The sequence below is a fragment of the Clostridium pascui genome, assembly GCF_016908015.1.
Taxonomy (GTDB): Bacteria; Bacillota; Clostridia; order Clostridiales; family Clostridiaceae; genus Clostridium_AK; species Clostridium_AK pascui.
Map to the genome: position 1 here is coordinate 159,301 of NZ_JAFBDB010000001.1, position 26,635 is coordinate 185,935.

The 26,635-nt window shown below is 31.9% G+C and carries 24 protein-coding genes; 21 read left to right on the top strand and 3 right to left on the bottom strand.

The features are described 5' to 3' along the window. Positions 1 to 5 precede the first annotated feature (5 nt). The 19 genes from JOC70_RS00895 to JOC70_RS00985 all read left to right on the top strand — a co-directional run bounded on the left by JOC70_RS00895 (position 6) and on the right by JOC70_RS00985 (position 21,720). Positions 6 to 173 carry a hypothetical protein gene (locus JOC70_RS00895; protein WP_204597042.1) on the top strand — a complete coding sequence of 56 codons (168 nt, stop codon included), beginning with the start codon at positions 6 to 8 and terminating at the stop codon, positions 171 to 173. Between the two features lie 64 nt (positions 174 to 237). Further along, entirely contained in the window at positions 238 to 1,584 is a 1,347-nt protein-coding gene (locus tag JOC70_RS00900; RefSeq protein WP_204597043.1) for a B12-binding domain-containing radical SAM protein, read from the top strand. Between the two features lie 354 nt (positions 1,585 to 1,938). Beyond that, a complete protein-coding gene (locus JOC70_RS00905; RefSeq protein WP_204597044.1) occupies positions 1,939 to 3,825 on the top strand; it encodes an endonuclease MutS2 in 1,887 nt (628 codons plus the stop codon). A gap of 247 nt (positions 3,826 to 4,072) precedes the next feature. Beyond that, entirely contained in the window at positions 4,073 to 4,567 is a 495-nt protein-coding gene (locus tag JOC70_RS00910; protein ID WP_204597045.1) for a GNAT family N-acetyltransferase, read from the top strand. A gap of 49 nt (positions 4,568 to 4,616) precedes the next feature. Then, a complete protein-coding gene (locus tag JOC70_RS00915) occupies positions 4,617 to 5,132 on the top strand; it encodes a hypothetical protein (protein WP_204597046.1) in 516 nt (171 codons plus the stop codon). A 197-nt stretch (positions 5,133 to 5,329) separates the two neighbouring features. After that, positions 5,330 to 6,100, top strand: coding sequence for a DeoR/GlpR family DNA-binding transcription regulator (locus JOC70_RS00920; protein ID WP_204597047.1), 771 nt, complete (start codon positions 5,330 to 5,332; stop codon positions 6,098 to 6,100). Positions 6,101 to 6,122: 22 nt separating this feature from the next. Beyond that, a complete protein-coding gene (locus JOC70_RS00925; RefSeq protein WP_204597048.1) occupies positions 6,123 to 7,244 on the top strand; it encodes a DegT/DnrJ/EryC1/StrS family aminotransferase in 1,122 nt (373 codons plus the stop codon). A gap of 798 nt (positions 7,245 to 8,042) precedes the next feature. After that, complete coding sequence (locus JOC70_RS00930; RefSeq protein ID WP_204597049.1) at positions 8,043 to 8,948, top strand: hypothetical protein; 906 nt, start codon at positions 8,043 to 8,045, stop codon at positions 8,946 to 8,948. Between the two features lie 306 nt (positions 8,949 to 9,254). Beyond that, positions 9,255 to 10,361: a GGDEF domain-containing protein gene (locus JOC70_RS00935; protein WP_204597050.1), complete on the top strand. Its 1,107-nt coding sequence runs from the start codon at positions 9,255 to 9,257 to the stop codon at positions 10,359 to 10,361. Between the two features lie 351 nt (positions 10,362 to 10,712). Beyond that, complete coding sequence (gene tnpA / locus JOC70_RS00940) at positions 10,713 to 11,186, top strand: IS200/IS605 family transposase (RefSeq protein WP_204597051.1); 474 nt, start codon at positions 10,713 to 10,715, stop codon at positions 11,184 to 11,186. Positions 11,187 to 11,492: 306 nt separating this feature from the next. Then, positions 11,493 to 13,052 (top strand): UDP-glucose--hexose-1-phosphate uridylyltransferase, encoded by a 1,560-nt coding sequence (locus JOC70_RS00945; RefSeq protein ID WP_204597052.1) that lies wholly within the window; start codon positions 11,493 to 11,495, stop codon positions 13,050 to 13,052. A 13-nt stretch (positions 13,053 to 13,065) separates the two neighbouring features. Then, positions 13,066 to 14,229, top strand: a complete 1,164-nt coding sequence (locus tag JOC70_RS00950; protein ID WP_204597053.1) for a galactokinase — start codon at positions 13,066 to 13,068, stop codon at positions 14,227 to 14,229. Between the two features lie 17 nt (positions 14,230 to 14,246). Continuing rightward, on the top strand, positions 14,247 to 15,176 hold the full coding sequence (locus JOC70_RS00955) for a DUF5107 domain-containing protein (RefSeq protein WP_204597054.1): 930 nt from the start codon (positions 14,247 to 14,249) through the stop codon (positions 15,174 to 15,176). 362 nt (positions 15,177 to 15,538) lie between these two features. Next, the gene (gene nikB, locus JOC70_RS00960) at positions 15,539 to 16,477 is read left to right on the top strand and encodes a nickel ABC transporter permease (RefSeq protein ID WP_204597055.1); all 939 of its coding nucleotides are present in this window, start codon (positions 15,539 to 15,541) and stop codon (positions 16,475 to 16,477) included. Between the two features lies 1 nt (position 16,478). Beyond that, positions 16,479 to 17,309: a nickel transporter permease gene (gene nikC, locus JOC70_RS00965; RefSeq protein WP_204597056.1), complete on the top strand. Its 831-nt coding sequence runs from the start codon at positions 16,479 to 16,481 to the stop codon at positions 17,307 to 17,309. 14 nt (positions 17,310 to 17,323) lie between these two features. Next, the gene (locus JOC70_RS00970) at positions 17,324 to 18,877 is read left to right on the top strand and encodes an ABC transporter substrate-binding protein (protein WP_204597057.1); all 1,554 of its coding nucleotides are present in this window, start codon (positions 17,324 to 17,326) and stop codon (positions 18,875 to 18,877) included. Then, positions 18,864 to 19,685 carry an ABC transporter ATP-binding protein gene (locus JOC70_RS00975; protein ID WP_204597058.1) on the top strand — a complete coding sequence of 274 codons (822 nt, stop codon included), beginning with the start codon at positions 18,864 to 18,866 and terminating at the stop codon, positions 19,683 to 19,685. The genes JOC70_RS00970 and JOC70_RS00975 overlap by 14 nt, the downstream gene beginning before the upstream one ends. Next, entirely contained in the window at positions 19,657 to 20,619 is a 963-nt protein-coding gene (locus JOC70_RS00980) for an ABC transporter ATP-binding protein (RefSeq protein WP_204597059.1), read from the top strand. The genes JOC70_RS00975 and JOC70_RS00980 overlap by 29 nt, the downstream gene beginning before the upstream one ends. Before the next feature lie 78 nt (positions 20,620 to 20,697). Further along, a complete protein-coding gene (locus JOC70_RS00985) occupies positions 20,698 to 21,720 on the top strand; it encodes a DMT family transporter (protein ID WP_341534839.1) in 1,023 nt (340 codons plus the stop codon). Positions 21,721 to 21,827: 107 nt separating this feature from the next. On the opposite strand, the gene JOC70_RS00990 is transcribed toward JOC70_RS00985, so the two are convergent. Continuing rightward, a complete protein-coding gene (locus JOC70_RS00990) occupies positions 21,828 to 22,427 on the bottom strand; it encodes a TetR/AcrR family transcriptional regulator (protein WP_204597060.1) in 600 nt (199 codons plus the stop codon). Between the two features lie 147 nt (positions 22,428 to 22,574). Between JOC70_RS00990 and ppsA the strand changes: the two genes are divergently transcribed. Next, a complete protein-coding gene (gene ppsA / locus JOC70_RS00995; protein WP_204597061.1) occupies positions 22,575 to 25,199 on the top strand; it encodes a phosphoenolpyruvate synthase in 2,625 nt (874 codons plus the stop codon). Positions 25,200 to 25,329: 130 nt separating this feature from the next. On the opposite strand, the gene JOC70_RS01000 is transcribed toward ppsA, so the two are convergent. Further along, entirely contained in the window at positions 25,330 to 25,506 is a 177-nt protein-coding gene (locus JOC70_RS01000; RefSeq protein ID WP_204597062.1) for an ATP-binding protein, read from the bottom strand. A gap of 15 nt (positions 25,507 to 25,521) precedes the next feature. Next, positions 25,522 to 25,893 carry a pyridoxamine 5'-phosphate oxidase family protein gene (locus JOC70_RS01005; protein WP_204597063.1) on the bottom strand — a complete coding sequence of 124 codons (372 nt, stop codon included), beginning with the start codon at positions 25,891 to 25,893 and terminating at the stop codon, positions 25,522 to 25,524. A gap of 198 nt (positions 25,894 to 26,091) precedes the next feature. Here JOC70_RS01005 and JOC70_RS01010 point away from each other — a divergent pair, with 198 nt between their 5' ends. Beyond that, complete coding sequence (locus tag JOC70_RS01010) at positions 26,092 to 26,598, top strand: RrF2 family transcriptional regulator (RefSeq protein WP_204597064.1); 507 nt, start codon at positions 26,092 to 26,094, stop codon at positions 26,596 to 26,598. The last annotated feature ends 37 nt before the right edge of the window (positions 26,599 to 26,635 follow it).

Genomic DNA, 26,635 nt, shown 5'->3' on the forward strand with positions numbered 1-26,635 from the left:
TTTAATTGAGTTTAACAATAATTTTATTTTCTTTTTTAGTGATAACAGTTTTAGGGGTAATATTTGGTGTTTTAAGAAAGAATAAAGTGGTTGCAATTATTTCATTAGTAAGCTGTATAGTGTTAATAATTTTTATGTTTTTTCTAATATTTGTGTTAATACCTTCTATGTAGATTTAATTATTCTTAATTTTTGTTTCAAGTTTGTTCGAAATTTAAATGTTTTGAGAGGTAATGTATGAAAATCAAATTGATTCAACCTGCAATGCTGCCCAGACCTATGGATACAAAATTAAAAACGAGAATGTCGCCTTCATTAGCATTACTTACAATAGCAAATCTTACACCCAAAGAGCATGAAGTTATTATTCAAAATGAAAATGTTGAAAGGATAGATTTTGACGAGCCTGTGGATTTGGTAGCAATATCTGTCACTGTAGATGTTATGAATAGAGCAGCGGAAATATCAAAGGAGTTTAATAACCGAGGCGTTACAGTAATTGCAGGAGGTATACATATTACGGCAGACCCAGAGGGAGTGATTGATAGTTTTGACGCAATATGTGTGGGGATGGCTGAGAGAGTTTGGATAAAAATTCTTAAGGATAAAGAAGAAAATTCACTTAAGAAGATATACTATGACATGAGAAATATTGACGGGAGTGAAATAGTATCACCTAGCTATAACGTTATTGATAATAAAAAGTATTTATATACAAATATAATTAGTACAAGCAGAGGATGTCCTTTTAAGTGCGATTTTTGCTATAATAGCTGCAAAGATACACTTAAAACTTATATTAACAGACCTATAGAGGATGTAATTAAAGATATAAATGCATTAAAAACAAGGCATATAATGTTTATTGATGATAATTTTATTGGGGATCCTAAGTGGACAAAAAAATTATTAAAGGAAATAAAACCTCTTAAACTAAAATGGAATGCAGCAGTTACCTCTAATATAGTGGATATGCCTGAATTGCTAGATGAAATGAAGGAAGCTGGTTGTCAAAGTTTATTTATAGGTTTTGAAAGTATAAATAGTAAATCGATAGATAGTGTTCATAAGGTGCAGAATAGTGTAAAGAGATATGAGAAACTTGTAGATGAAATTCATAAAAGGGGAATAATGATAAATGCAAGTTTTGTTTTTGGATTAGATGAAGATGAGACTTCAGTATTTAAGAATACATTGGAATGGATAGTTAAAAATAAGATAGAAACGGTAACCTCACATATCCTTACCCCATATCCTGGTACAAAGTTATACTCATCATTAATAGAGGAAAATAGAATTGTAGATTTTAATTTGTCAAATTATAATACTGCCCATGTAGTATATAAACCCAAGAATATGACATCAGAAGAATTATATAATGGCTATCTATGGATATATAAAGAGGTATACACCTTTAAAAATATAATGAAAAGATTACCAAAGTCTAAAAAGCAATGGGTTCCATTTCTAGCATTTAACTTCTTTTATAGGAAGTTTGGAAAGCTCACTGAATTATTGTGCAGCATAATTTCTTTTAAGAATACAGGGAGATTTTTTAGATGGCTAGCTTATTTTATAAAGTAGATTTAGAGAAAATAACATTGACATTTAGATTAAAATTATAATATATTATAAGAGATAGATTTCAAAGAAGAGAGGTATTTTTGTGAGTGTCTAGTATCTAAAATAGTTAATTTAATATTAATTCCAAAAAATGGGGCTTTATTATGCCTTTATTTCTGATGGAATTAATTTGTACTATTGAAGATACAAGTCCACGAATTTACTTTAAAGAGGTAATTAAAATTACCTTTATTAATTGTTGAATTTTAAGCTGTGGAGGTGTCCATGGCTTTTTTTATTATACAAAATCTAGAAATCTATCAAGATTTCGTTGGCTTGTAGTGTAATAAAAGAAAGCAAGGAAGGGTTATTGATATGAATAAAGAAACATTAGAAAAATTACATTACTATGAGTTAAAAGAAATAATAAAAGGATATTGCGTTAGCGGATTAGGAAAAATATTAATTGATAAATTAGAGCCAAGCAGCAACATGAAAATTGTAAATCAAAGATTAAATGAAACATCAGAGGGAAGAGCATTAATAGATGCTTCTTACCATATGCCATTAAAGGGGATTTTTAATGTACTGCCTCTTATTGATAAGATTGAAAAGGGAGCATCTTTAGAGGCAGCTGATTTAACTATGATGTCAAACTTTTTAAGTGGATGCAGAAAAGTAAAGCTGTTTATTAAGGATAAAGACGGGTATGCACCTACGTTAAGCGCCTATGGAGAAAATATTTCTGATTTAAGTTACATTGAAGATGAAATAAATATTTCAATTAAAGGAAGCATGGTTGACTCAAATGCCAGTAAAGAATTAAAGAAAATAAGAAGATATATTGATATATGTGAAGGCAAGATAAAGGAGAAACTAGACAAATTCCTTAGGAGCAGTGAAAATAAAGAATATATTCAAGAATTCTTTATCAGCCAGCGTAATGGGAAATATACCATTCCTATTAAGGCAGCATATAAAAATCAAGTTCAAGGAACAGTTGTTGAAGCATCTTCGAAGGGAAGTACTGTTTTTATAGAGCCAAATACTATATCAAAGTATACCAGTGAACTAAATATATTAAAGGCAGAAGAAGCTGTTGAGGAATATAGAATATTAGCTACTTTAACAGATATGCTTTTTCAGAGAATAAAAGATTTAAAGATAAATATTGAGGTTATATCCGAGTACGATATGATTCTGGCAAAGGCTAAATACAGCAAGGACATACATGGAATTAAGCCTAAGTTAAATGATCATGGATATATTAAAATAATTAAAGCAAAATATCCTTTAATTAAGAACAGCGTACCTTTGGATTTTGAAATTGGTAAAAGCTACAGGGGATTAATAATAACAGGACCCAATGCAGGGGGTAAAACTGTAGTGTTAAAAACAATTGGACTCCTCACATTAGCAGTGCAGTCTGGATTTCATATTGAATCAGCAGAAGGTACAGAGCTTTCAATATTTAACAATGTGTTTGTTGATATAGGAGATAATCAAAGTGTTGAAAATGCTTTAAGTACATTCTCATCACATGTAAAGAACTTAGCTGAAATAATAAAAAAAAGCACAAATTCAACATTATTATTGTTTGATGAAATTGGCAGCGGAACAGAACCTAATGAAGGATCAGCTTTAGCCATTGCAATACTAGAGGATCTATATCATAAGGGATGTATAACTATAGCAACCACCCATTATGGAGAAATAAAAAATTTTTCAAAGGAACACCCTGATTTTGAAAATGCAGCTATGGAATTTGAAAAAGATACTCTTGAGCCACTATATAAGCTTAGTATTGGAAAGGTAGGAGATAGTAATGCCTTATATATTTCGAAGAAGATGGGAATATATGACTCAATAATAAGTAGAGCAAGGGAATATATTAATACTAAAAATTATAATTATAGTCTCATAAAAGATAGTAAGAGCATTAAAGGTAAAGAGGAAGAGGAAGCTGAAAATTTATATGAATACTCTATAGGAGATAAGATTACTCTTTTAGAAAATAATGAGTCTGCCATTGTATATAAAGAAAGAGACAGATTAAATAATGTAACAGTACTCTATAACAATGAATTTATTGAAGTTAATTATAAGAGAATGAAACTAGAACTAAAGGCAAGTGATCTTTATCCAGGGGGTTATGATTTAAATCAGTTATTTGTAAGTTATAAGGAAAGAAAATTGGAAAGAGATATTGAAAGAGGTTCTAAAAAAGCATTGAAGAAAATAAGAAAACAAAGCTTAAAATGAAGATGCAAAATATAAATCAAAGTAAAGTATAGTTTAAAGAAATTTTTAATGAGTCTTAGTATAAAAACTTTAAAGGAAACTGAAGCACAGTTTTCTTTAAAGTTTTTTATTACTACTAATTTCTTAACATAGTAACTAATGCGGTAGTCACTCAGGTTCTTATTGATGTGTTATACTATTAGGTATAAAATGGTAAATATCAATATAATTACTATATAAGACTTATTGAGTAAGAGGGAGTGTTAATATGAAGATTAGAAAAGCAGAACTTGAGGATTTAAACATAATAGTAGACATCTTTAGAAATGCAATCAATGAAATGAATAATAATAACATAGATCAATGGGATGAGGTATACCCCACTAGTGAAATCCTTAAGGAAGATATATTAAAAAAAGAAATGTATGTTGGAATTAAGGAGGATGCAATTGTATCTGTTCTAGTGGTTAACAATGAATATGACGAGCAGTATAAAAATGGAGATTGGAAATATGATGATGAAAACTTTGTAGTAGTGCATAGATTATGTGTTAAACCAATTTATCAAAATAAAAAGATAGGACAGGCTACAATGCTTATGATTGAAGAGCTATTGAAGAAGGAAGAAATAGAGTCCATTAGATTAGATGCTTTTTCTCTAAATCCATATGCATTAAAAATGTATGAAGCACTTGGATACCAAAAGGTTGGAGAAACAAATTGGAGAAAAGGATTGTTTTATTTACTTGAAAAGAAACTATAAGTTGTGCTGATATAAATAACTTATATTAATTAGATAGGTAGGTGGAATAGTGAATTGTACTCCAAAAGGTAAAGTTTTTAAATATATGGCTTATATAGCAATAATAAATATAGTGCTAATAATTTTGTACTTAACAAGTAGAATTGTAATAAACAAGTGGCACTTGGCCTTAAGAGGGTGGGTTGGCATTTTATATATGACTAACATTATAGTTTTAGCAGTTATTAGTATAATGTTTATTAATAAATTATTATCCTTAAACCTATATTCAAAAATTAAGAATGCTGTCATGCAAAAAACTATAAAGGTTATATCATTAGTAATTACAGCAATTATTATAATTAGCACTTGTTTATATGGATTACTCCTGTTTAGCTTTACTTATGCACCAGAGCATGTTGTATATCATGATTCACAAAAGGTAATAGCAAAAGTTTCGTCTTATGGGTTCCATCATTCAAGGGTTGATTTTTATGAACCAATAAACTTATTTTTTATGAGAAAATCCAATATTGAAAGTGAGATATATGATGGAAGTTATGATAGATATAAAAAAGATAATTAGAGAAAGATATATTAACAAATGAAATAATAAACTTAAATTATAGTAAGTAACATTTATTATAAATAAATTTATCAGAAAACATGCATAAAAGAGCAAATAAAAGCAAAAAATCATTAACAAAGTGGCAAATAAGTGATATTATTATAATATGTAATAAAAACTATGGTAAAGGCACAAATGAAGGGGGCTTTAATAAAATGTTTGCAGAAGAACGCCGGGAGCTTATACTCTCCAAGGTAAAGACATTAGGAAGGGTATTTGCAAAAGACCTGGCGGAAGAGCTTAAAGTCTCAATAGATACCATAAGAAGAGACCTTACAGCAATGGAGAAAAGCGGACTTTTAAAAAGAACTCATGGCGGTGCAGTGCCCTTATCTAAGGTTAGAAGGCTCCCAATGGATGAAAAAATTAGATATGGAGAGGGAACAGAGCATCAAAATGCTGTTGCCAAATTAGCTGCAGCTTATATAGAGCAAGGTGATACTGTATTTATAGGTGGAGCCAGCATTCATTATGTTTTATTAAAATATCTGCCTTTGAACATAAGCTACACAATAATTACTAATTCACTTACAATTGCAGAAAAGCTTAAAAGTTTAAGTAACGTTGAAACCTACATAGTATGTGGGAAGATAAAAAGTGAAGAAGGAATGGTTGATGCTTTAGCAACTGACTTTGTAAAGAACTTGAGAATTGATATAGCTTTTTTAACTGGCGGAGGAATTTCTGCGAGACATGGATTAAGCAGCTCTACACCGGAAGGAGCCATTTTTCAAAGGACGGTAGCAGAGGTGTCGCGTAGAAGAATATGCCTTGCAAATTTTGATAAAGTAGGTACCGAATTTTTTTCAAAGACAGTTGATGTAAAAGATCTTGATATACTAATTACAGATTGGGAAGCACCAGAGGAAGAAATTGAGGAAATTCAGAAGCTTGGAGTAAAGGTTTTAATAGCAAAAGAAATATAAGTAATAAAAAGGAGATGTAAAAATGAAAGTAAATTTTTATACTTCTCAAAGGGAATACCTTGAGAAAAAAGGTGAGTTTGACAGAGCAATTCAATCAGTTATTGAAAAAGGAAATTTCATACTTGGAGAACCAGTGCAGCAGTTTGAAAAAGATATTCAGGAATACACAGGTGCAAAATATGCAATTGGAGTAGCTTCAGGTACCGATGCATTAATTATAGCATCAGACATACTTGGATTTAAGGATGGAAAGGAAGTTATAACTTCCCCTTTTACATTCCTAGCTTCCACATCATGTATAACAAAACACAAGGGGAAACCTGTTTTTGTGGATATTGATGAAGACACCTTTGGAATAGATGTAAATAAAATTGAAGAGAAAATAAACAAGAACACAGTAGGAATACTACCAATACATTTATTTGACCAGATGCCAGATATGGATAAAATAATGGATATAGCAACAAAACACGATTTAAGAGTACTAGAAGATGCTGCAGAAGCTTTTGGAATGAGATGGAAAGGAAACGGCAGCGAGTATAAGCATTCTGGAACCATTGGAGATTTTGGGGTGTATTCATTCTTTCCAACTAAGACCCTTGGAGGTTACGGTGATGGCGGTATGATCGTAACTAACAATGAGGAATTAGCAAAGCTTGCAAAATATTTTAGAGTGCATGGTGCTTCAAAGAAATATCACTATGACTTCATAGGCTATAACTCAAGATTAGATACGCTTCAAGCGGCTGTTTTATCAGTAAAATTAAAATATATAGACGAGGCCTTAAAGAAAAGAGATGAAATAGCTAAGTTATATATTGAAAGATTAAGTGATTGTGAAAATATTAAACTTCCTAAGGTTAAAGGTGATCAAAAGCAAGTTTATTATGTATTTAATATATTGGCTGAAAAAAGAGATGAATTAGCAGAGTACTTGAAGAAGAATGAAGTTGGCTACAGCATATATTATCCAATGCCTCTTCATATGCAGAAGTGTTTTGAGTACCTGGGATATAAAAAGGGAGATTTCCCAGTAGCTGAAAGGGTATCGGAGCAAATTATTGCACTTCCAATTTATCCTGAAATAACTACTGAAGAAGTTGAATTTGTATGCGAAACAATTAAGAAATTCTATAAAAAATAAGTATAGACATTATAGGTACCCATGCGTAGCAAAGGTTCTTGAACAATCTGGTAAAAAAATGAGCATGAAAAGAATTTATATATATAAAAATTCTTTTCATGCTCATTTTTTTACGTTTTGTGCCATTAAGGTTGTATTTATTTTTTTAGTATGTAAAATATATATTGTAAAGTTAACTTGATTTTCAATTTAATAAAATGATTTCTATAAGTGTTAGTATTAGTAAAAAGCCAACGATATCGAAGGGTATGGAGAGAATATAAAAAACGTTTAAATTTTATTTTTTTGAATGTTTCAATATTGGAGGGTATATGGAGAGGTGTAATAAAAGATTAGGAATAGTATTCTTTATATTAATTACAATCTTTACACTTGGTAGTTCATATCAGATAAACATTTCTAGTCTTAAAAGACAGGATTTAAGCAGTTGATGTAAAAAGACAAACGACAAAAAGGCATAAAATAATGATTTTACAGTAAGTGTTATAATAGGATATATATTCATTGCTATTGCCTTTGCAAATATCATTGGCTATTTGATAAAGTAAGATGATTAGTTATTAATAATCAATAAGATTGAAGTTTATTCTATAGATCAAGGTGCCTTAGGTGGCTCTACTCGTGTAGATTTAGCAAAAAAATATTGTTATGTATTTAAGAAAAACCAGTGCATTTACCTTGGGGATTATGGAGAAAATAGGGATGTTAGATGGGTAGACAGTAATCATCTTCAAATTGGAAGTAAGATTATAGATGTTACATTGCAGTAAAAATTCATATGTAAGGAGAAATTTTGTTATGATTAAAAATAAATTTATAAGGATATTATCTATGGTTATTGTGATAATTGCACTTACATCATATAATCAATTAAAAAAAGCAGAGAATACTTATGGTACAACGAAAGAAGTGATTAATAATTCATTAAATAAAGATTTAAAAGTCTCAAGTAAGGATAGTGATGAAAAGCTGGCTGATTTATTAAATAAATATAAAAACTTTAATATGTCAAACAGTAAATTTGAAAAGGGATATTACGATTACCATGGGACAATAAATAATAATCTCTTAATTCAAATGAGTATTTATCCATTACCAAATGAAATAGTTGGCTCATACTTTTATGAAAAACATGGAAAAGAAGTTAAGTTAAAGGGAAAAGCAGAAGGAAAGGATATTATACTATATGAATATGATCAATCAGGCAAGAATACAGGAATATTCAAAGGAACTATGGATACAGTAGATAAAATTCAGGGAACTTGGATAAGTGGAAACGGAAAAATAAGCTATCCATTTAGTTTATCACTTAAGAGTATTCTTCCTGGAAGTCAATATGGAAAAAGATATGCAGTAGCAGTAGGTGAAACAAGTGATGAAGATGTAGAGAAATTTGCTAACAAAATTCAAGGTTATATAATAAATAATAATAAAGAAAAGCTGGCTGAAGAGATGAGTTATCCAATCAGTGTTAAAATAAACGGGAAGAATACTAAAATACAAAATAAAGCTGAATTTATTAAGAATTATGATTTGATTTTTAATCCTAGCTATAAACAAGCAATGACTAATGCACCTGCAAAATATATGTTTGCAAATTACAAGGGAATCATGTTCGGAGAAGGGCAATACAATATGTGGATTAATGAAATTGCATCTAATAATGGTACTTCTAAGTTAATGGTAACGGCTGTAAATAATTAAAGACAAAGGAATTATACTAAGGACACTAACACTGTATTATTCAAATTGGATTTTACAGTGTTTTTGCATCTCAACATAGGTATAAAATTGTAATTATATAAATTAGAGAATTTTAATGTTTAGTAGGAATATATTATCAAACATGAAATAAAATATTAATAAGAGTGTATATAGAATTTCAGAAGAATAACACTTTTTAGATTGCTATTGAAAAAATTCATTTGTTATACACTATTAATTGTTGCTATGTAAAATAAATTTACGCGATTAATATCATTTACTTAAAATTTGGGGGCAAGCTATACTATGATTACTGAACTATTTATAAATTCATGTATTTTGATAGCATTTATTAGTATATCTCAAAACTTTGTCATGAAAAAGGATATAAACAAAAATTCTTCAATAGCTCTAAAAATTCTAACTGGAACTTATGCAGGCTTACTAGGAATTTTACTAATGCTATTTAGTATACGAGTTACCCCTTCAATAATAACTGATTTTCGGGCTTTACCAATTCTTTTGTCCGCAATTTATGGAGGGTTTTTACCTACAATTATAGCATCACTAATAATGGGAGCCTTTCGTATTTTATATTTCGGAATTTCTAACGCCTCTCTAATTGCACTAATAGTTATATTACTAATGGGATCTGGCTTTAGCACTATCAATTTAGTAAAATCAGAAATGAAAGGCAAATGGATTTATTCCATTACGTATTCACTATTAGTAAACACTATTGCAATGCCAATTCTTATTAAAGATTCAATGCTTCTATTTAAAGTTTTCACTGTATATTGTGTCAGCACGCTGCTTATGTCATATTTCATATTCAAATTTACAGAGTATTTAAGTGAATCTGTACAATCATATAGAAGATTAAAAAGTGAAGCCACCATAGACTTTTTGACTGGTTTAAATAATGTAAGGCAGTTTGATAATATGTTCAATATTGTGGCTCAACAGACAATAAGAAATGGAGAAGAACTATCGCTATTATTTTTAGATATTGACTATTTCAAAAAAATTAATGATACATTTGGACATAGCTCTGGAGATATGATATTAAAAGACTTGGCTGTTATTTTAAGTAATACATGCAGAGTTTACGATGTAATATCTCGTAATGGAGGTGAAGAGTTCTCTGTGCTTTTAGCAAACTGCCCAGCTGCTCATGCATTGGAAGTGGCAGAGAGAATAAGAAAAAATGTTGAAGGAAATAAATTTTATATTTCTAATAAAGTTAATATTAATATAACAGTTTCATTAGGGATTTCAACATATCCCAATATAACTAGTAATATAGATAACCTTCTTGAACATGCAGATACTGCATTATATGAGGCTAAAAAAACAGGTAGAAATAAAGTGGTCTTATATAACAGCAAAGATCAACTAACAAATGTAAATTAGATGTATAGGATAATAAATCCTATCTGCTGGAGCAGCCTTTGATTTAAGATATTTCTTTTTAACCATTGCAAGTGTTGCTTCTTTTATCAACGCTTATAACTTACATAAGAAAATATAAACCTATAAAATAGCATGAGAGAAAAATATGAATACAAATAGAGAAGAAAATAGATATTCTAATTTGTAAGTTGTGATTTATTAATAAATTACAACTTTTTTTGTTTAATGAATACCACCGGTTATACCGGTGGTTCTAAAAGGCTTTTAGCTATGCGTAGAAAAAATAGAACCTCCTTGTTAAAATGGAAGTAGGTTTGCCGACCACAACCAAACAAAGGAGGTATATCCAATATGGATAATAGTAGTTTAGCACATAGTAAATGGAATTGTAAATATCACATAGTATTCGCGCCAAAATATAGGAGGCAAATAATATATGGAAAAATCAAGGCTGATATAGGTCAAATATTAAGAAAGTTATGTGAGAACAAGGGAGTAGAAATAATAGAAGCAAATGCTTGCAAAGATCATATACATATGCTTGTAAGTATACCACCAAAATTAAGTGTATCTCAATCTATGGGATATTTAAAAGGAAAAAGTTCATTGATGATATTTGATAGGCATGCAAATTTAAAATATAGATATGGAAATAGGCAGTTTTGGTGTAAGGGATACTATGTTGATACAGTAGGCAGAAATAAAAAAGTTATAGAAGAATATATAAAAAATCAAATACAAGAAGATATAGCATACGAACAAATGAGCTTGGAAGAATATGTAGACCCGTTTACGGGTGAGCCTGTAACGCAAGGTAAAAAATAAAACCCCTTTTAGGGGTAGCCTGAGAAAACTTGCGGTCGGCAGACTGTTCAGTGTGCGAGTAGCACAGCCAGTAACAGAGCCTTATAGGCGCAGAGCAAACCACCCGTTTTACGGGTGGTCCTGATTATTTATAAAATTGTCCCTGGAACTAATTTTAAAATAGGAGAAATATTAATCATAAAATTTATACGTTTTTAATACATAAGTATGGTAGTGAGGTCTTAAAGTAAATAAAAAAGCCAAAATACTTATGTATTTACTTCAGAGGCCTTTTCATTAAACATAGAGAAGGGAATGGATGTTTATATGGAGAAAATAAATATTTCTTTTGAGATTGATAGATTATTACAATTTGCATTAAAACATAAAATGATTGAAAAAGTGGATATCATACCATCAAGGAATGCCTTAATTGATTTACTTAATGTGGATGAATATTTGTCCGTCGACATACCTAATGAAGATATAGAAACACCACAGGAAATCCTAGATAATATTTTAGCTTATGTAATAGATAAGGGATTATTATCAGATAACACAGTAACCTATAGAGATTTATTTGACACAAAAATCATGGGACTTCTTATGCCAAGGCAATCTGAAGTGATTAAGAATTTCTTTAACACTTATAAAAATAAGGGTGCGCAATATGCTACGGATGAATATTATGAGCTTTCAAAGGCATCCAATTATATAAGAATGGATAGAATATCACAAAATTTATATTGGAATACAAGAACAAACTATGGGGATTTAGATGTAACAATCAACTTATCTAAACCTGAAAAAGATCCTAAAGAAATAGCAGCTGCTAAAACAATGCCTGAAAGAAGCTATCCCAAATGTTTATTATGTATTGAAAATGTGGGTTATGCTGGGGGAATTAATCATCCGGCAAGGCAAAATCATAGGGTTATTCCTATTGATTTAAATGATGAACAATGGTATTTACAATATTCTCCCTATGTCTATTATAACGAGCACTGCATTCTTTTTTATGAAAAGCATGTTCCTATGGAAATTTCCAATAAAACATTTAGCAGGTTACTTAGCTTTGTAGATAAGTTTCCACATTATTTTATGGGGTCAAATGCTGACTTACCCATAGTTGGCGGATCAATACTTAACCATGAACATTTTCAAGGAGGGAAACACACTTTTCCAATGGAAAAGGCGCCTATTGAATATTATTTTCCAAGCAAAGATGGTGAAATTAAGATAGGAGTTTTAAAATGGCCTATGTCTGTCATAAGATTAAGCTCAAAAGATAAAGGTAAAATTATTGACTACTCCTCAAAGATTTTAACTTCGTGGCGAGAGTATAGTGATGAAGAACTGAGCATTGTTGCTTTTACAAAGGAAGATGGCAAGATTATTAATCACAATACTATAACTCCCATTGCAAGAAAAAATAAATATGGAGAATTTGAAATGGATTTAGTTCTTCGTAATAATAGGACAACGGATAAATACCCAGATGGAACATTTCATCCTCATAAAGAGCTTCACCATATTAAAAAAGAGAATATAGGATTGATTGAGGTCATGGGATTAGCAGTACTGCCTGCAAGACTTAATATAGAGCTTAAAGAGATAGAAAAAATTCTTCAAGGAAGTGTAAAGCTTACTGATGAAATGAAAAAGGATAAAAATCAATCATTATATAAGCATCTACCATGGATACAAGAGTTAATTTATAAATATGGCACAAGATGCAGTAATGAGAAAAGTAGCAAAATAATTAAAGATGAAGTGGGGTATAAATTCTTAAATGTTCTTATGGATGCTGGAGTTTACAAAAGGAATGAAGAAGGATTTAAAGGACTAATTAAATTTGTAAATACTGTAAACTTTGAAGGGATGTAAAGGGGGATGAGCTATGCAGATTAATGAATTAAAAGAGGAATTTAGAATGCTTTATGGTAGTGGAGAAATAAGAACCTTTACTTCTCCAGGAAGAGTAAATTTGATTGGAGAACATATAGATTACAATGGGGGATATGTGCTGCCATGTGCATTAGGCTTTGGAACCTATGCCTGTGCTCGTAAAAGGAACGATAGAAAAATAAATTTTGCTTCAACAAACTTCCATTTAAAAGTAGAAGTTGATATTGATGAAATAAAGTTCAGTGAAAGCGATGAGTGGGCTAATTATCCCAAAGGTGTAATAGTAGAAATTATGAAAAAAGGATATAAGATTTCTGGTATGGACATACTTGTCAGCGGTAATATTCCAAATGGTGCTGGTTTGTCCTCCTCTGCATCTCTTGAAATGCTTATGGCAGTAATTATTGATAACCTGTTTAATGAAGGAAAGCTAGATAGGATTGAACTTGTGAAGCTTTGCCAAAGGGCAGAGAACACCTTTGTAGGAGTAAACTGCGGTATAATGGATCAGTTTGCTATAGGCATGGGCAAGCAAAATAAAGCTATATTATTAGACTGTAATACATTAAAGTATAACTATTGCAATGTAGATCTTAAAGATAACTGTCTTGTAATTTTAGATACAAATAAGAGAAGAGCTTTAAATGAATCCAAATATAATGAAAGAAGAGCAGAATGCGAAGAAGCTTTAAGAATACTTCAAACACAAAAGCAAATAAATGCTCTTTGTGAATTAAGCATAGAAGAATTTAATGAAATGGAGAAGCTAATTAAAGAAGATAATGCGAGGAAAAGAGCAAAGCATGCAGTTTATGAGAATGAGAGAACAAAGGAAGCTTATAAATATCTTAATGAAGGCAAAATAGAGAAATTTGGAAAGCTTCTTGCAGCATCTCACAATTCCCTTAGGGACTTATATGAAGTTTCAGGTAAAGAACTAGACACCATTGTTGATGAAGCTTTAAAAGCTAAGGGATGCCTTGGAGCAAGAATGACCGGTGCAGGTTTTGGGGGATGTGCTATTGCTATTGTAAAAAAGGCTAAATTAGATAATTTTATTGATATAGTAAGAGAAAATTATAAAAGTAAAATAGGATATGAGCCAAGCTTTTACCTTAGCGGCATTGGTGATGGAACCGAAGAAATATATTCTTAAGAATAAGGGAGAAGATAATGATTTCAAATATAGAATTTAAAGAACGCCATGCTATTAAAATTGAGAATGACTTCTTAAGGGTTATAGTGATTCCAGAACTAGGAGGCAAGATAGCTTCAATTTTTAGAAAAGATAAGGAGTTTGAACTTTTATTTCAAAATAAAGAACAGGTTTACAAAACTCCACAATTATATTCATCCTTTGAAGATTTTGATGCTTCAGGATTTGATGATGCTTTTCCTACGATTGATGAAAGCAATGTACTTATAAATGGGAAAAATGTAGTTTATCCAGATCATGGTGAAATATGGACTGCAAAATTTGATGATAAACTAGAAAATGAAAAGATAATTTTAAAGTATAAAAGTGCTATTTTAGATTATGATTATAAGAAAACTATATATTTACAAGGTGATAGGGTAATAGCTGAATATATCATAATAAACTACGGAGAAACGGAGTTCCCGTGTATATGGGCAATGCATTGTCTTATAAACTGTGAAAAAGATATGCAGCTTTTTTTTCCAGAGGGAACTGATAAGGTTATAAATGTACATGAAAGTAAATATCTTGGTGAAGTTTCTAAAGTACATTCTTATCCTGTTACAAAAGATGAGAATGGAAACAATATTTATTTAGATAGAGTGCTTGATATAACTTCCGATAATGAAGAAAAATATTATGCTCATGGAGCAGTTAAGGATGGAAAATGCGGTGCTTATTATCCATCTAAAGATGTAATGTACAATGTATATTTTGATAAAGAAAAGCTTCCCTATGTTGGCTTTTGGGTGACTGAAGGGGGATTTAGAGGAGATTATAACTGTGCACTTGAACCTGCAAATGGCTATTATGACACCATTGATATAGCTTCTAGGGAAGGAAAGATTTTAGTATTGAAACCAAAAGAAAATTTGGAATTTAGAATTGAGATTGAATTGAAATAGAAATATTCAAAATTTAAATATGTTTACTTAATAATTATATATGAACTAAATGAAACTAACGAATATATAGAAGACTATATTGGATGAATCTAATATGGTCTTTTGATTTTGGATAACGAGAGGTGAACTGTACCATAGATGGGGGAGACTATCATTAAAACTACTGGTTAGAAATGTAAGAGAAAAAACAATATAAATTATATTGCTATTTTATAAAAGTTCATATATAATGACTGTATCGATGATGATAATGATTTTCGTTATCAGTAACAAATGAATTATTATTTCTTGAGTCGAGTGTTAGCATCCAATATTCTCAGAAAAGACTTTAAGGAATTAATAGAGAGGGTGATAAAAACAAGTTGGTAAAGTACATAATAAAAAGGTTAATCTATTTAATACCTGTTTTACTTGGAATTACATTTTTAACTTTTGCGCTTACATACCTTTCACCGGGGGACCCGGCAGAACTAATGCTTAGCGCCACTGGAGTTACTCCTTCACCGGAGCTTATACAACAAGTTAGAGAAGGACTAGGATTAAATAAACCCTTTCTAACACAGTATTTACATTGGTTGACAGATGTGTTTAAGGGGAATTTCGGTACTTCTTATAAATATAACAAACCTGTATTAGATTTGATATTAAGAGCTTTACCTGCTACTTTTAAGCTTGCAGGGATGACCGTGCTAATGACGACGATTATAGCAATGCCATTAGGAATAATATCAGCACTACATAGGAACAAGGCACTAGATAACATAATCAGAGCAGTGTCCTTTCTTGGGATATCATTGCCAGCACCTTGGATAGCACTAATACTGATGTACATATTCGCACTGAAACTTAAAGTTTTGCCTGTGATGGGCTCTTCAAACTGGACAAGCATTATACTGCCTTCAGCTTCTATGACTATTTTATTAGCATCAAGATATACAAGGCAGGTAAGGATATCTATATTGGAAGAAATATCTCAGGAATATGTAATTGGTGCAAAAGCTAGAGGGATTAGAGGCAGAGTTATATTATTAAAACACGTTCTAAGAAGTTCATTAGTTCCTATTATAACTCTACTAGGATTATCTTTTGGAGTGCTACTTGGAGGAGCAGTTATTATAGAAACTATCTTCTCTTGGCCAGGAGTGGGCAAGCTGGCTATTGAGGCTATATTTACAAGGGATTACCCATTAATACAAGGTTATGTAGTATGGATGACTGTTATTTATATGTTGATTAATATGTTGGTGGATATTTCTTATTATATTTTAGATCCACGTATCCGTTTAGAAAAGAGGGTTTAATTTGGAAGACATTATATTGGTTTTAAGAAAAAATAAATCCTTTATGGTTTATTGTGTACTAGCAATTGTTTTAGTTTCAATAAGCATACTTGCGCCATATATAGCACCTCATGATCCACTGAAAACAGATATGGCAAATTCACTGAAAGGATCAAGTGATATTTTCCTGATAGGTACAGATCAATTAGGAAGAGATCTGCTTTCTAGAATTCTATATGGTGCACTAAATTCCCTAAAGATGACCTTTATTTTAGTAATAATAGTATTTATAGTTGGAACATTAGTAGGTGCACTAGCTGGATACTTTGGTGGGATAACTGATGCTGTAATAATGCGGTTTTGCGATATTTTTCTTGCTTTTCCTGGAATTATTTTTGCAATCGCCATTGCAGGGGTCCTTGGATCTAGCTCAATAAATACAATAATAGCTTTAGCTGTAGTGAATTGGGCTAAGTATGCAAGAGTAAGTCGAGGGTTAGCAATGTCTATAAGAAAAAAAGACTACATTAAAGCCGCTAAAATGGGCGGTGCTAGACAATACCAAATAATTTTAAGATATGTATTACCTAATATAATTCCATCCATTATTGTAATGGCTGCAATGGATATAGGAAGTATGCTGCTTGAAATATCATCCCTTTCCTTTCTAGGTCTTGGCGCACAGCCGCCTACACCTGAGTGGGGGTATATGATAAATGAAGGTAGAGCGTACATACAAACTGCACCATGGCTTATGATATACCCAGGCATTGCAATGTTTATAACTGTAACAGTATTTAATCTGCTGGGGGAAGGTATTAGAGATATACTAGATCCAAATGAAGAATATTAAGGAGAGATTTAATAATGAAGAAAAAATTAGCGATTATAGGCTTAGTAGCTATGTTATGTACAAGCTTTGTTGGCTGCAAGAATAATAGTTCTGCAGATAAGACTATCAGTAACGAAACAAAAAATATTACAGTGGGATTGAATCTGTATCAAACAAATTTAGATCCTGCCCTTGAATGGAACGGCTGGTATGTTTCTATGTATGGTATAGGCGAAACTTTGGTTAAGTTTAACAAAAGTATGGAGATAGAAGTTTCACTAGCTGATTCATGGAAAAAGGTAGATGACTTAACTTGGCAGTTTCATATTAGAGAAGGAGTTAAATTCCATAACGAAAATCCACTTACTGCAAATGCTGTAAAGGCATCTATGGAAAGAGCACTGAAGGCAAACCCTAGAACGCAGGAAATGCTAGCAGTTAGTTCAATAACTGCAGATGGACAAAATCTTACTATAACTACAAAAACACCACATACAGCACTTTTAGGAAATCTTGCGGACCCTATTAACTCAATTATTGATGCTACTGCTGCTGCAGATACAGTTGCTAAAGCTCCAATAGGTACAGGTCCCTTTAAAATTAAATCCTATACTGATGGTTCACAGGTAGTAGTAGAAAGATACAGCGATTATTGGGGCGGAAAAGCACTTATAAATGAGGCTACTTTTAAGTATATTAAAGACGACAACACACGTTCAATGGCTCTACAATCAGGAGAAATCGATGTGGCAAATAATGTTTCAGTCAACAATTTATCATTATTTGAAGATAAGTCAAAGTATACCATAAGTACAGCTACTAGCCTTAGAATAGTAATGTCATATTTTAATTTTAATAATGAGTTTCTAAAGGATCCGGCAGTTCGTAAGGCTATAGCTCTAGGAGTTGATAGAGAATCTTACAGTAAATCTCTGCTTAAGGGAACTGCTGTAGCTGCAGTAGGGCCTTTCCCAGGATCACTTCCTTTTGGAAATAAAAATCTTACAGGATATACATATAATCAAGCAGAAGCAACTAAGACATTGAATGATGCAGGTTATAAAGATACAGACGGAGATGGAATATTAGAGAAGAACGGTAAAAAGTTAGAGTTAAATATTGCTGTATTCCCAACACGTGCGGAAATTCCGGTAATTGGTGAAGCAATGCAAGCTCAGCTTAAAGAGATTGGTATAGCTGCTAACTTAAAATCTTATGAAACAGTTAATCCAATATTAAAGAGTGGAGATTTTGATCTTTCTTTATATAATGTAAATACAGCAACTACAGGAGATTCTCAATCATTTTTGGAGTCGTATTTTAGAACTGGAGGAAGCACAAACTTTGGAAAGTACAGTAACCCAAATGTGGATGTTCTAATCGACAAATTAAAAACTGAATATGATACTCAGAAGAGAAATGAGATTGCTACAAAGGTACAACAAAATTTATTAGATGATAATGCAGGATTATTCCTTGTGAATCCAATGAGTAATAGAGTAAGCAAAAGTACAGTTACTGGAATGGAAGTTTATCCAATAGATTTCTATATGTTGGATAACAAAGTAGACAAAAATGATAGGAAATAACTTTTTAAACATAAATAATGTTTCTATAAGATATGGTAGGCAGGAGCCTGTAGTGAAAAATGTAAGTATGTCCATTGGTCATAAAGAGATAGTTGGCATAGTAGGTGAAAGTGGCAGTGGGAAATCAACAATTATACGATCCATATTAGGAATACTGCCTACGGGAAGCAGCATCTCTTCTGGAAATATTACTTTTAAAGATAGAAACCTTCTTGAATTCTCAAAGAAGGAATGGAGAGAAATTCGTGGAAATAGGATAGCCATTATATTTCAGGATGCAGGACGATCATTGACTCCTATCTTAAAAATTGGAGATCAATTTATTGAAACAATAAGGAGTCATTTTAATATTTCAAAAGCTGAAGCCCAGAATAAAGCTATTGATATGCTTGGGAAAATGCAGTTACCTGATGCAAGTCGTGTAATGAATTCATATCCTTTTGAATTAAGCGGTGGCATGAAGCAGAGAGTGGCTATAGCTATGGCAATGACTATGGAACCAGAACTTCTTTTAGCTGACGAGCCAACTAGTTCTCTTGATGTAACTGTTCAGGCACAGGTAGTAAGAGAAATGATGGAGCTGAGGAAAAATTTTAATACAACTATTATAATGGTTACACATAATATGGGTGTAGCGTCTTATATGTGTGATAAAATTGGAGTAATGCATCAGGGTGAATTAGTTGAATGGGGACTTAAAGATCAGGTTATAAATCATCCAAAGAATGAATATACAAGAAGCCTGCTGTCAGCAGTACCTGAACTGGGAGGATGCAAAATTGAGAAAAAAGAAAGAACCGCTACTTAAAATAAGAAGTCTTACAAAAAAGTTTAATTTACAAGATGGTAAGAAATTAACTGCAGTGGACAATATAAGTTTTGAATTATATTCAGGTGAATGCTTAGGCATCGTTGGTGAAAGCGGATGTGGTAAAAGCACCATAGCAAAAATTCTTACTCAATTGGAGAGTGTAACCTCAGGTAATATTACCTATAATAACAGAGATATTACCCATTTAAAGGGCGAAGAGCTTAGACAGAACCGAAGGAAAGTTCAGATGATATTTCAGGATGCCGCTGAATCCTTTAATCCCCGTATGAAAATTGGACATATTGTAAGGGAGCCATTATTAAACTTTAAGCTTATGAATAAACGTAAGGCTGAAAGTGAAGCAAAAAAACTGCTAGCAATGGTTGGGCTCACTGAGGACTTTATGGGGAGATATCCACATCAGTTAAGTGGAGGACAAAAGCAAAGGGTTGCAATAGCAAGAGCCATATCCCTGGAGCCTGAGATCATAATATGTGATGAAGCTACATCAGCCTTAGATGTTTCTATACAGGAGCAGGTAATTAAACTTCTTATGGATCTTCAGAAAGAAAAGGGCTTGTCATATATTTTTATAGGTCATGATCTAGCAGTAGTTAGAAATATAAGTCAAAGAATAATAGTAATGTATCTTGGCCGAATTGTTGAAGTAATAGATAGTAATAGACTTACCGCTAGTGCTGCCCATCCATACACGAAAGCATTATTAGCTTCAGTATTCTCAGTTAATAGGGAAAATAGCACTGAAATTGAAATAATAGAAGGAGAACCGCCAAGTCCATCTGATATGCCACAGGGATGTGGTTTTAGTACTAGATGTAAGAAATGTATGGATAAATGCTTAAAGGAAAAGCCAGAACTAAAAGAAATATCAACAAATCACTTTGCAGCTTGTCATCTATTTCAAGAGTAGAAAAGTGATTTTGTGTACTACATTATGGTTTAGTTAAATAGTTAGAGCACTACTTATGATATAGAGAAGCCATAAGTAGTGCTATTCATTTTAATAGTATACGAAGAATTAATACTTGGCTATAGACAGATGGGACAATCCAATTATTGGCGAAGACAGGAGATGACTAAATTAAAGATGTTAAAATTTAACGGAGAAAAAATATTTACTACTAAAAAATATATAGCTTTATTAGCTATTTTATGCACGTTTTTATGGGGAAGCGCATATCCAGTTATCAAACTAGGCTATGATATTTTTGATATACAACCAAACGATAGTTTCCTAAAATTGATATTCGCTGGATACAGATTTTTGATAGCTGGAATAATTCTAATGCTTATACAGAAATTAATGGGGAAAAGCATAATGCCTAAATCTATATCAGATTTTAAGAGCTTTGTGTTGTTAGGAATTGTGCATACTCTAATGCAATATGTTTTTCTTTATATAGGTATGACAAATACTACAGGGGTAAAGAGCTCTATACTTGGTTCATTAAGTTCTTTTATAAACATTGTGATTGTTCACTTTATTCATAAGGATGACAAGCTGTCTATAAAAAAAATTATAGGTTGTGCCGTAGGATTTTTGTCAATAATAGTACTTAATTTTGAAGGTGGAAGCCTAAGTGGATCATTCAAGTTAATTGGTGATGGATTTCTAATTTTCTCAGCATTAATGGGATCTATTGGAAGTATATATAATAAGAGTCTTGTAAAGACCAATGATGTATTTGTTACAACTGGGTGGCAGCTTATTTTTGGAAGCTTAATGCTTATAATAATAGGAAAATCCGCTGGCGGAACGTTATACATTGTCTCGACAGAATCTTGGGTACTATTATTATATATGGCTCTTTTATCCTCTGTGGCATTAGTAGTATGGGCAACACTATATAAATATAATAAAGTTGGAAATATAACTATGTACAACTTTTTAACACCTATATTTGGTGCAATACTATCTGCTTTTTTACTAGGAGAGTGGATATTTGATGTTAAAAGCTTAGCAGCCTTGGTTTTAGCTTGTATGGGTATATGGATTGTTAATAGAAATTAAAAATTAATAAGTACATATTATTTATTAATGTAGTATCAAGGAATACAGAACTAAAACCTCCTAAGGGTTAGATTTAACCATGGGAGGTTTTAATTTTTTCATATACATTATTGTTTGTCTATAGCCTTACCAAAGATACCATAGAAAAATAGTGTGACTAGTTCTTTGAATAAACCCCTGCTGTGCTTAAGGTCAAGGAGTGAATCTGAGCGTTTGCTTTCTCTAAACATATTAATATAGATCAATATAGCTTCATTGGAAATATGATGCTGGATATAACCTTCTTCCCGTCCCTTTTCTATTAGCTTTAATATCAAGGGAATATATTTATTCTTAGTAAAATCCTCGGCAATCTGTCTAATAGTGAGGTCCTCTGACTTCATTGTTTTAAGAAAATCAGGATTCATTGCCGATAATTCACTAGTTTTTTCAGAGATAAAAGTCTCAATTTTTTTAGGAAAGGGGAGATCACTTTCAATCACTTCCATATCTTCCTGCAGCCGCTTATTAAGAAGTGATAAAATTGCATCCTTTAGAAGTTCATCCTTACTTCCGAAGTAGTTATAAATAGTGACCTGGGATACCTTTGCCTTTTTGGCTATTTCAGCTATGCTAACTCTTTGTACACCATAAGTAGAAAACAATTCGAATGCTGTTTTGATAATATTTTCTTTTTTTCTTTCTGTACGTCGTTCAAAACCATCCATTATAACTCACCTCAGCAATAGAATACTATAAGTTTTGAAATATATCAATAAAATAATTTCAAAAATGATGTTGCGGAATTTTACTGTATCGTGTATTATGAAATAAATAAAACGTATTAGTTCAAAAATTACAAAGGGGTGAGTTCTATGAGTAAGTATGTTTTACCGCTTAATGAAATTGACAGTACTAATGTGCCAGAGGCAGGAGGTAAAGGAGCTAATTTAGGAGAATTATCAAAAATCCCTGGAATACAGGTACCAAAAGGTTTTTGTGTTACAGTAAAGGCTTATAAAAGAACAGTAGAACTTAACAATGAGTTAGAGGTACTCTTGAATCAGTTATCACAGCTAAAGGTAATTGAAAGAGGGAAGATAGGGCAACTAAGTGAAAAAATTCGCAATCTCATAGAGGGAACAGAGGTTATAAAGGAAATAGAGGAAGCGATAAATGAAAATATATCAAAATTGGGAGAAAAACACGCTTATGCAGTACGATCAAGTGCTACTGCTGAAGACCTGCCAACAGCTTCATTTGCAGGACAGCAGGATACCTATCTAAATATATTTGGTAAGGATGCAATTATTGAGCATGTAAGAAAATGCTGGGCATCCCTATTTACAGAACGCGCGATTATTTACCGTATTCAAAATAACTTCGATCATAGGAAGGTATTTTTGTCGGTTGTAGTTCAGCAGATGATTTTTCCTCAAGCCTCAGGGATTATGTTTACAGCAGATCCAGTCACATCTAACAGGAAAGTGTTATCCATAGATGCAAGCTTTGGACTTGGTGAAGCCTTGGTATCGGGTTTAGTAAATTCTGATATCTATAAATTGCGTGATGGAATTATAATTGATAAAAAAATTTCTACAAAAAAAATAGCAATATATGCATTAAAAGATGGTGGTACCCAGGAACAGGAAGTTGAAGAAGATATAAGAAATGTTCAAGCTCTGTCAGATGAACAAATTTTGCGGCTTGCAGATATAGGTAGAAGAATTGAGAAATATTTTACTAGACCTCAAGATATTGAATGGTGCTTAGCTGAAGGAAGGTTCTATATTGTCCAGAGTCGTCCTATTACTACCCTATACCCTATACCAGAAAACGACGGAAAAAATCGTATATATGTCTCTATGGGACATCTACAGATGATGACAGATACCATAAAACCTTTAGGGATGTCCTTCTGTCAAATGTTATCATTTTGGTTTGGGCAAAATTTAATACCAGCAGGAGGGAGGCTTTTTATAGATGGAACATATGATTTAGCCTCACCTATAGGAAGAAAGATTTTACTCACAAGCACTGGTAATGCTGATATCTTGATGAAGAATGCCCTAGTAAATTTAATGGATAGAAAGGAATTTGTGAAGACTCTGCCTAAAGGTAAGGGATCTATCAATATGAGTTCAGGGGTCTTAGGATGGCTAAAACCTGCTATTAAAGCATATCGAAAAAATAATGTAAAGGTGGTCCAAGATACCATTTCATACAATGAAGATCTCATAAAAGATATGGAGCAAAGAATACAGGTGGTGTCAGGAGCCGAACTATTAGAGTTTATTTTAAAGGATACTAGGGATTTGAAATCAGTTCTGACTGGACCACAAAATATGGGCTTGATGGCGGTAGGAGGTTTTGTTAGCAATTGGATTAATAAAAAAATTGAAAAATGGTTAGGTGAAAAGAGTGCTGTTGATGAACTTTCTAAATCAGTATTTAATAATGTTACCTCGGAAATGGGTCTTGAACTTCTAGATGTGGCTAATATAGTTCGTAAATATCCAGAAGTAATGGAATATCTCAAACATGCTAATGATAACACCATTATGAGGGATTTAAGTGAAATTAAAGGCGGGGATTTGGTATGGGGTTCTATGGAAAAATTTCTTAGAAAATATGGTATGCGCTGTCCTGGTGAAATTGATATTACAAAACCTCGTTGGATTGAAACGCCTACAGCACTCATACCTATGATTATAAGTAATATAAAAAGTAATGAGATGCATTCAAGTATAACAAAATTTGATCTGGGTCGAAAAGAAGCAGAGGAGAAGGAAAGAGAGCTTTTGAGAAGATTGGAAGAATTACCCAGTGGAAAACGAAAAACTAAAAAGACAAAGCGTATGATAAGTGTTTTACGAAATGTGATTGGCTTTAGGGAGTACCCTAAATATTCCTTCATAAAAAGATTTCAAATTTATAAAAATGCTCTTCTAAAGGAAGCGGATGTTCTTGTACAAAATGGTGTCATTAAGGAGCAGGAGGACATTTTTTATCTGTATTTTGAGGAGCTTTGTGAAGTGATTCGAACAAACAAGTTAGATTACAGTATAGTAGTTAAAAGGAAAGAGGATTACGAGGTTTATGAGAAGCTGACACCACCTAGAGTGATGACCTCAGAGGGGGAAATCATATTTGGAGAATATAACATTGGGAATATCCCACAGGCCGCTTTAGCAGGCGTACCGGTTTCATCAGGTGTCATAGAGGGCAGAGCTCGGGTAGTTTTAAAGGTAGAAGATGCAATAATAGAAGAGGGTGACATATTGGTAACAGCATTTACTGATCCTAGTTGGACACCACTGTTTGTATCTGTTAAAGGCTTGGTAACTGAAGTAGGTGGACTGATGACTCATGGTGCTGTTATTACACGGGAATATGGTATTCCAGGAGTAGTAGGGGTAGAAAATGCTACAAAACTAATAAAAGATGGTCAGAGGATTCGGGTGAACGGAACGGAAGGATATGTAGAAATACTGGAGTAACATCATGAAAAGAGAAAAGCTTTTTCAAATGGAGCTTTTACACTATAACTTATACATTACGATTATCTAAACAAAAGAGGATAAAGTTTAGAATTTATCCTCTTCATAAATAAAATATATATCCTTTCAGCTAATTTTCGGATATGCAATTCTTAGTACAAGCATATTGACAAGCTCCACAGTCAACGCATGCAGATTCATTGATTAATCTTTTTCTATCATCTTCTTGTGCTATACATCCAACAATACATACTCTTTGGCAAGTCCCACAACCAACGCAATCCGATTTATTAATTCTTCTAGGCATAGTTTTCTCCTTTAATTAAAGTGTTTGTTTACAGGAGCTCACCGTAACTTCTAATACTCTTGTTAGGAATGAGTATTTTTCTCTCATCATCTTAAAGTTCTCTCCATCTTTTAAAAACTTAGCGGTTCCTTCAAGTAAAAATCCAGTTCCCATATAGTTATAGCCCATTACTTCCTTACTACCAATTGTTAGTTTAACTTTAGGATTAATATTAACATTTTCTTCTGTTTTAATCATAGCAGCTGCAGGAATTAAAATTTTATTTTCATCCACAATAACTAAATAGCTATTCCATGTATTACACACATGGGCCTCATTGTTTGAGCAAGATACTATTGAAACTACACCTTCTTTTTTTAATACATCATAAAACTTTTCTGTAAGCATTTTATATTCCTCCTTAAATTATGGATATATATTATCGTCGACATACATTGTCTATAATAATAGTACAATGGTTTTTCCCTGTTGTCAATAAGAACATTTTGTAAAGAGTTATATTTAATCATGTATGATTAACTTGAATGAGAATAAATAATAGGATATTATTAATAAAAGACTATAATATATCAAAGGAGTATAAAAATGAAATTTTCAGTAGGAGTAGAATATGCAATACATTGCTTATTATATATGGTAAACCTAGAAGAAGGTAAATCTGTGGGAATAAGGGATTTAGCGACATTTCAAGGTATCTCGGAAACTTATTTATCAAAAGTATATGCAAAATTAAGTAAGTCAGGCATCATAAAATCTATACCAGGTGTAAAAGGTGGTTATGCGCTAGCTCGTAGTGCAGAAGAAATAACATTTTGGGATGTCGTTGAAGCAGTAGAAGGAAGTGATCCATTTTTTCAATGCGCAGAAATTAGACAAAACAATATATTATTAGATAAGGATAATTTACCAGATACACATACTAAATGTCCTTGTTTAATAAAAGTTGTAATGTTAGAAGCAGAAGATGAAATGAGAAAATATTTGAGTAATAAGTCATTGGCGTGGCTATATGATGAGGTATATAATAAAAAGCTTCCAAAAGAGGTGGAAAAAGCAACAATTGAATGGTTTAATAATACTAAATCAAGGTAAGCGTAAGATTTTAAAGTAATGTTTATTAACATTATAA

Coding starts and splice junctions, on each gene's coding strand:
- JOC70_RS00990 (WP_204597060.1), bottom strand. CDS start 22,427: ATGGATGGTTTTGAACGACGTACAGAAAGAAAAAAAGAAAATATTATC.
- JOC70_RS00910 (WP_204597045.1), top strand. CDS start 4,073: ATGAAGATTAGAAAAGCAGAACTTGAGGATTTAAACATAATAGTAGAC.
- JOC70_RS00970 (WP_204597057.1), top strand. CDS start 17,324: ATGAAGAAAAAATTAGCGATTATAGGCTTAGTAGCTATGTTATGTACA.
- JOC70_RS00900 (WP_204597043.1), top strand. CDS start 238: ATGAAAATCAAATTGATTCAACCTGCAATGCTGCCCAGACCTATGGAT.
- JOC70_RS00920 (WP_204597047.1), top strand. CDS start 5,330: ATGTTTGCAGAAGAACGCCGGGAGCTTATACTCTCCAAGGTAAAGACA.
- tnpA (WP_204597051.1), top strand. CDS start 10,713: ATGGATAATAGTAGTTTAGCACATAGTAAATGGAATTGTAAATATCAC.
- JOC70_RS00945 (WP_204597052.1), top strand. CDS start 11,493: ATGGAGAAAATAAATATTTCTTTTGAGATTGATAGATTATTACAATTT.
- ppsA (WP_204597061.1), top strand. CDS start 22,575: ATGAGTAAGTATGTTTTACCGCTTAATGAAATTGACAGTACTAATGTG.
- JOC70_RS00950 (WP_204597053.1), top strand. CDS start 13,066: ATGCAGATTAATGAATTAAAAGAGGAATTTAGAATGCTTTATGGTAGT.
- JOC70_RS01000 (WP_204597062.1), bottom strand. CDS start 25,506: ATGCCTAGAAGAATTAATAAATCGGATTGCGTTGGTTGTGGGACTTGC.
- JOC70_RS01010 (WP_204597064.1), top strand. CDS start 26,092: ATGAAATTTTCAGTAGGAGTAGAATATGCAATACATTGCTTATTATAT.
- JOC70_RS00955 (WP_204597054.1), top strand. CDS start 14,247: ATGATTTCAAATATAGAATTTAAAGAACGCCATGCTATTAAAATTGAG.
- JOC70_RS00925 (WP_204597048.1), top strand. CDS start 6,123: ATGAAAGTAAATTTTTATACTTCTCAAAGGGAATACCTTGAGAAAAAA.
- JOC70_RS00935 (WP_204597050.1), top strand. CDS start 9,255: ATGATTACTGAACTATTTATAAATTCATGTATTTTGATAGCATTTATT.
- JOC70_RS00930 (WP_204597049.1), top strand. CDS start 8,043: ATGATTAAAAATAAATTTATAAGGATATTATCTATGGTTATTGTGATA.
- JOC70_RS01005 (WP_204597063.1), bottom strand. CDS start 25,893: ATGCTTACAGAAAAGTTTTATGATGTATTAAAAAAAGAAGGTGTAGTT.
- JOC70_RS00905 (WP_204597044.1), top strand. CDS start 1,939: ATGAATAAAGAAACATTAGAAAAATTACATTACTATGAGTTAAAAGAA.
- JOC70_RS00975 (WP_204597058.1), top strand. CDS start 18,864: ATGATAGGAAATAACTTTTTAAACATAAATAATGTTTCTATAAGATAT.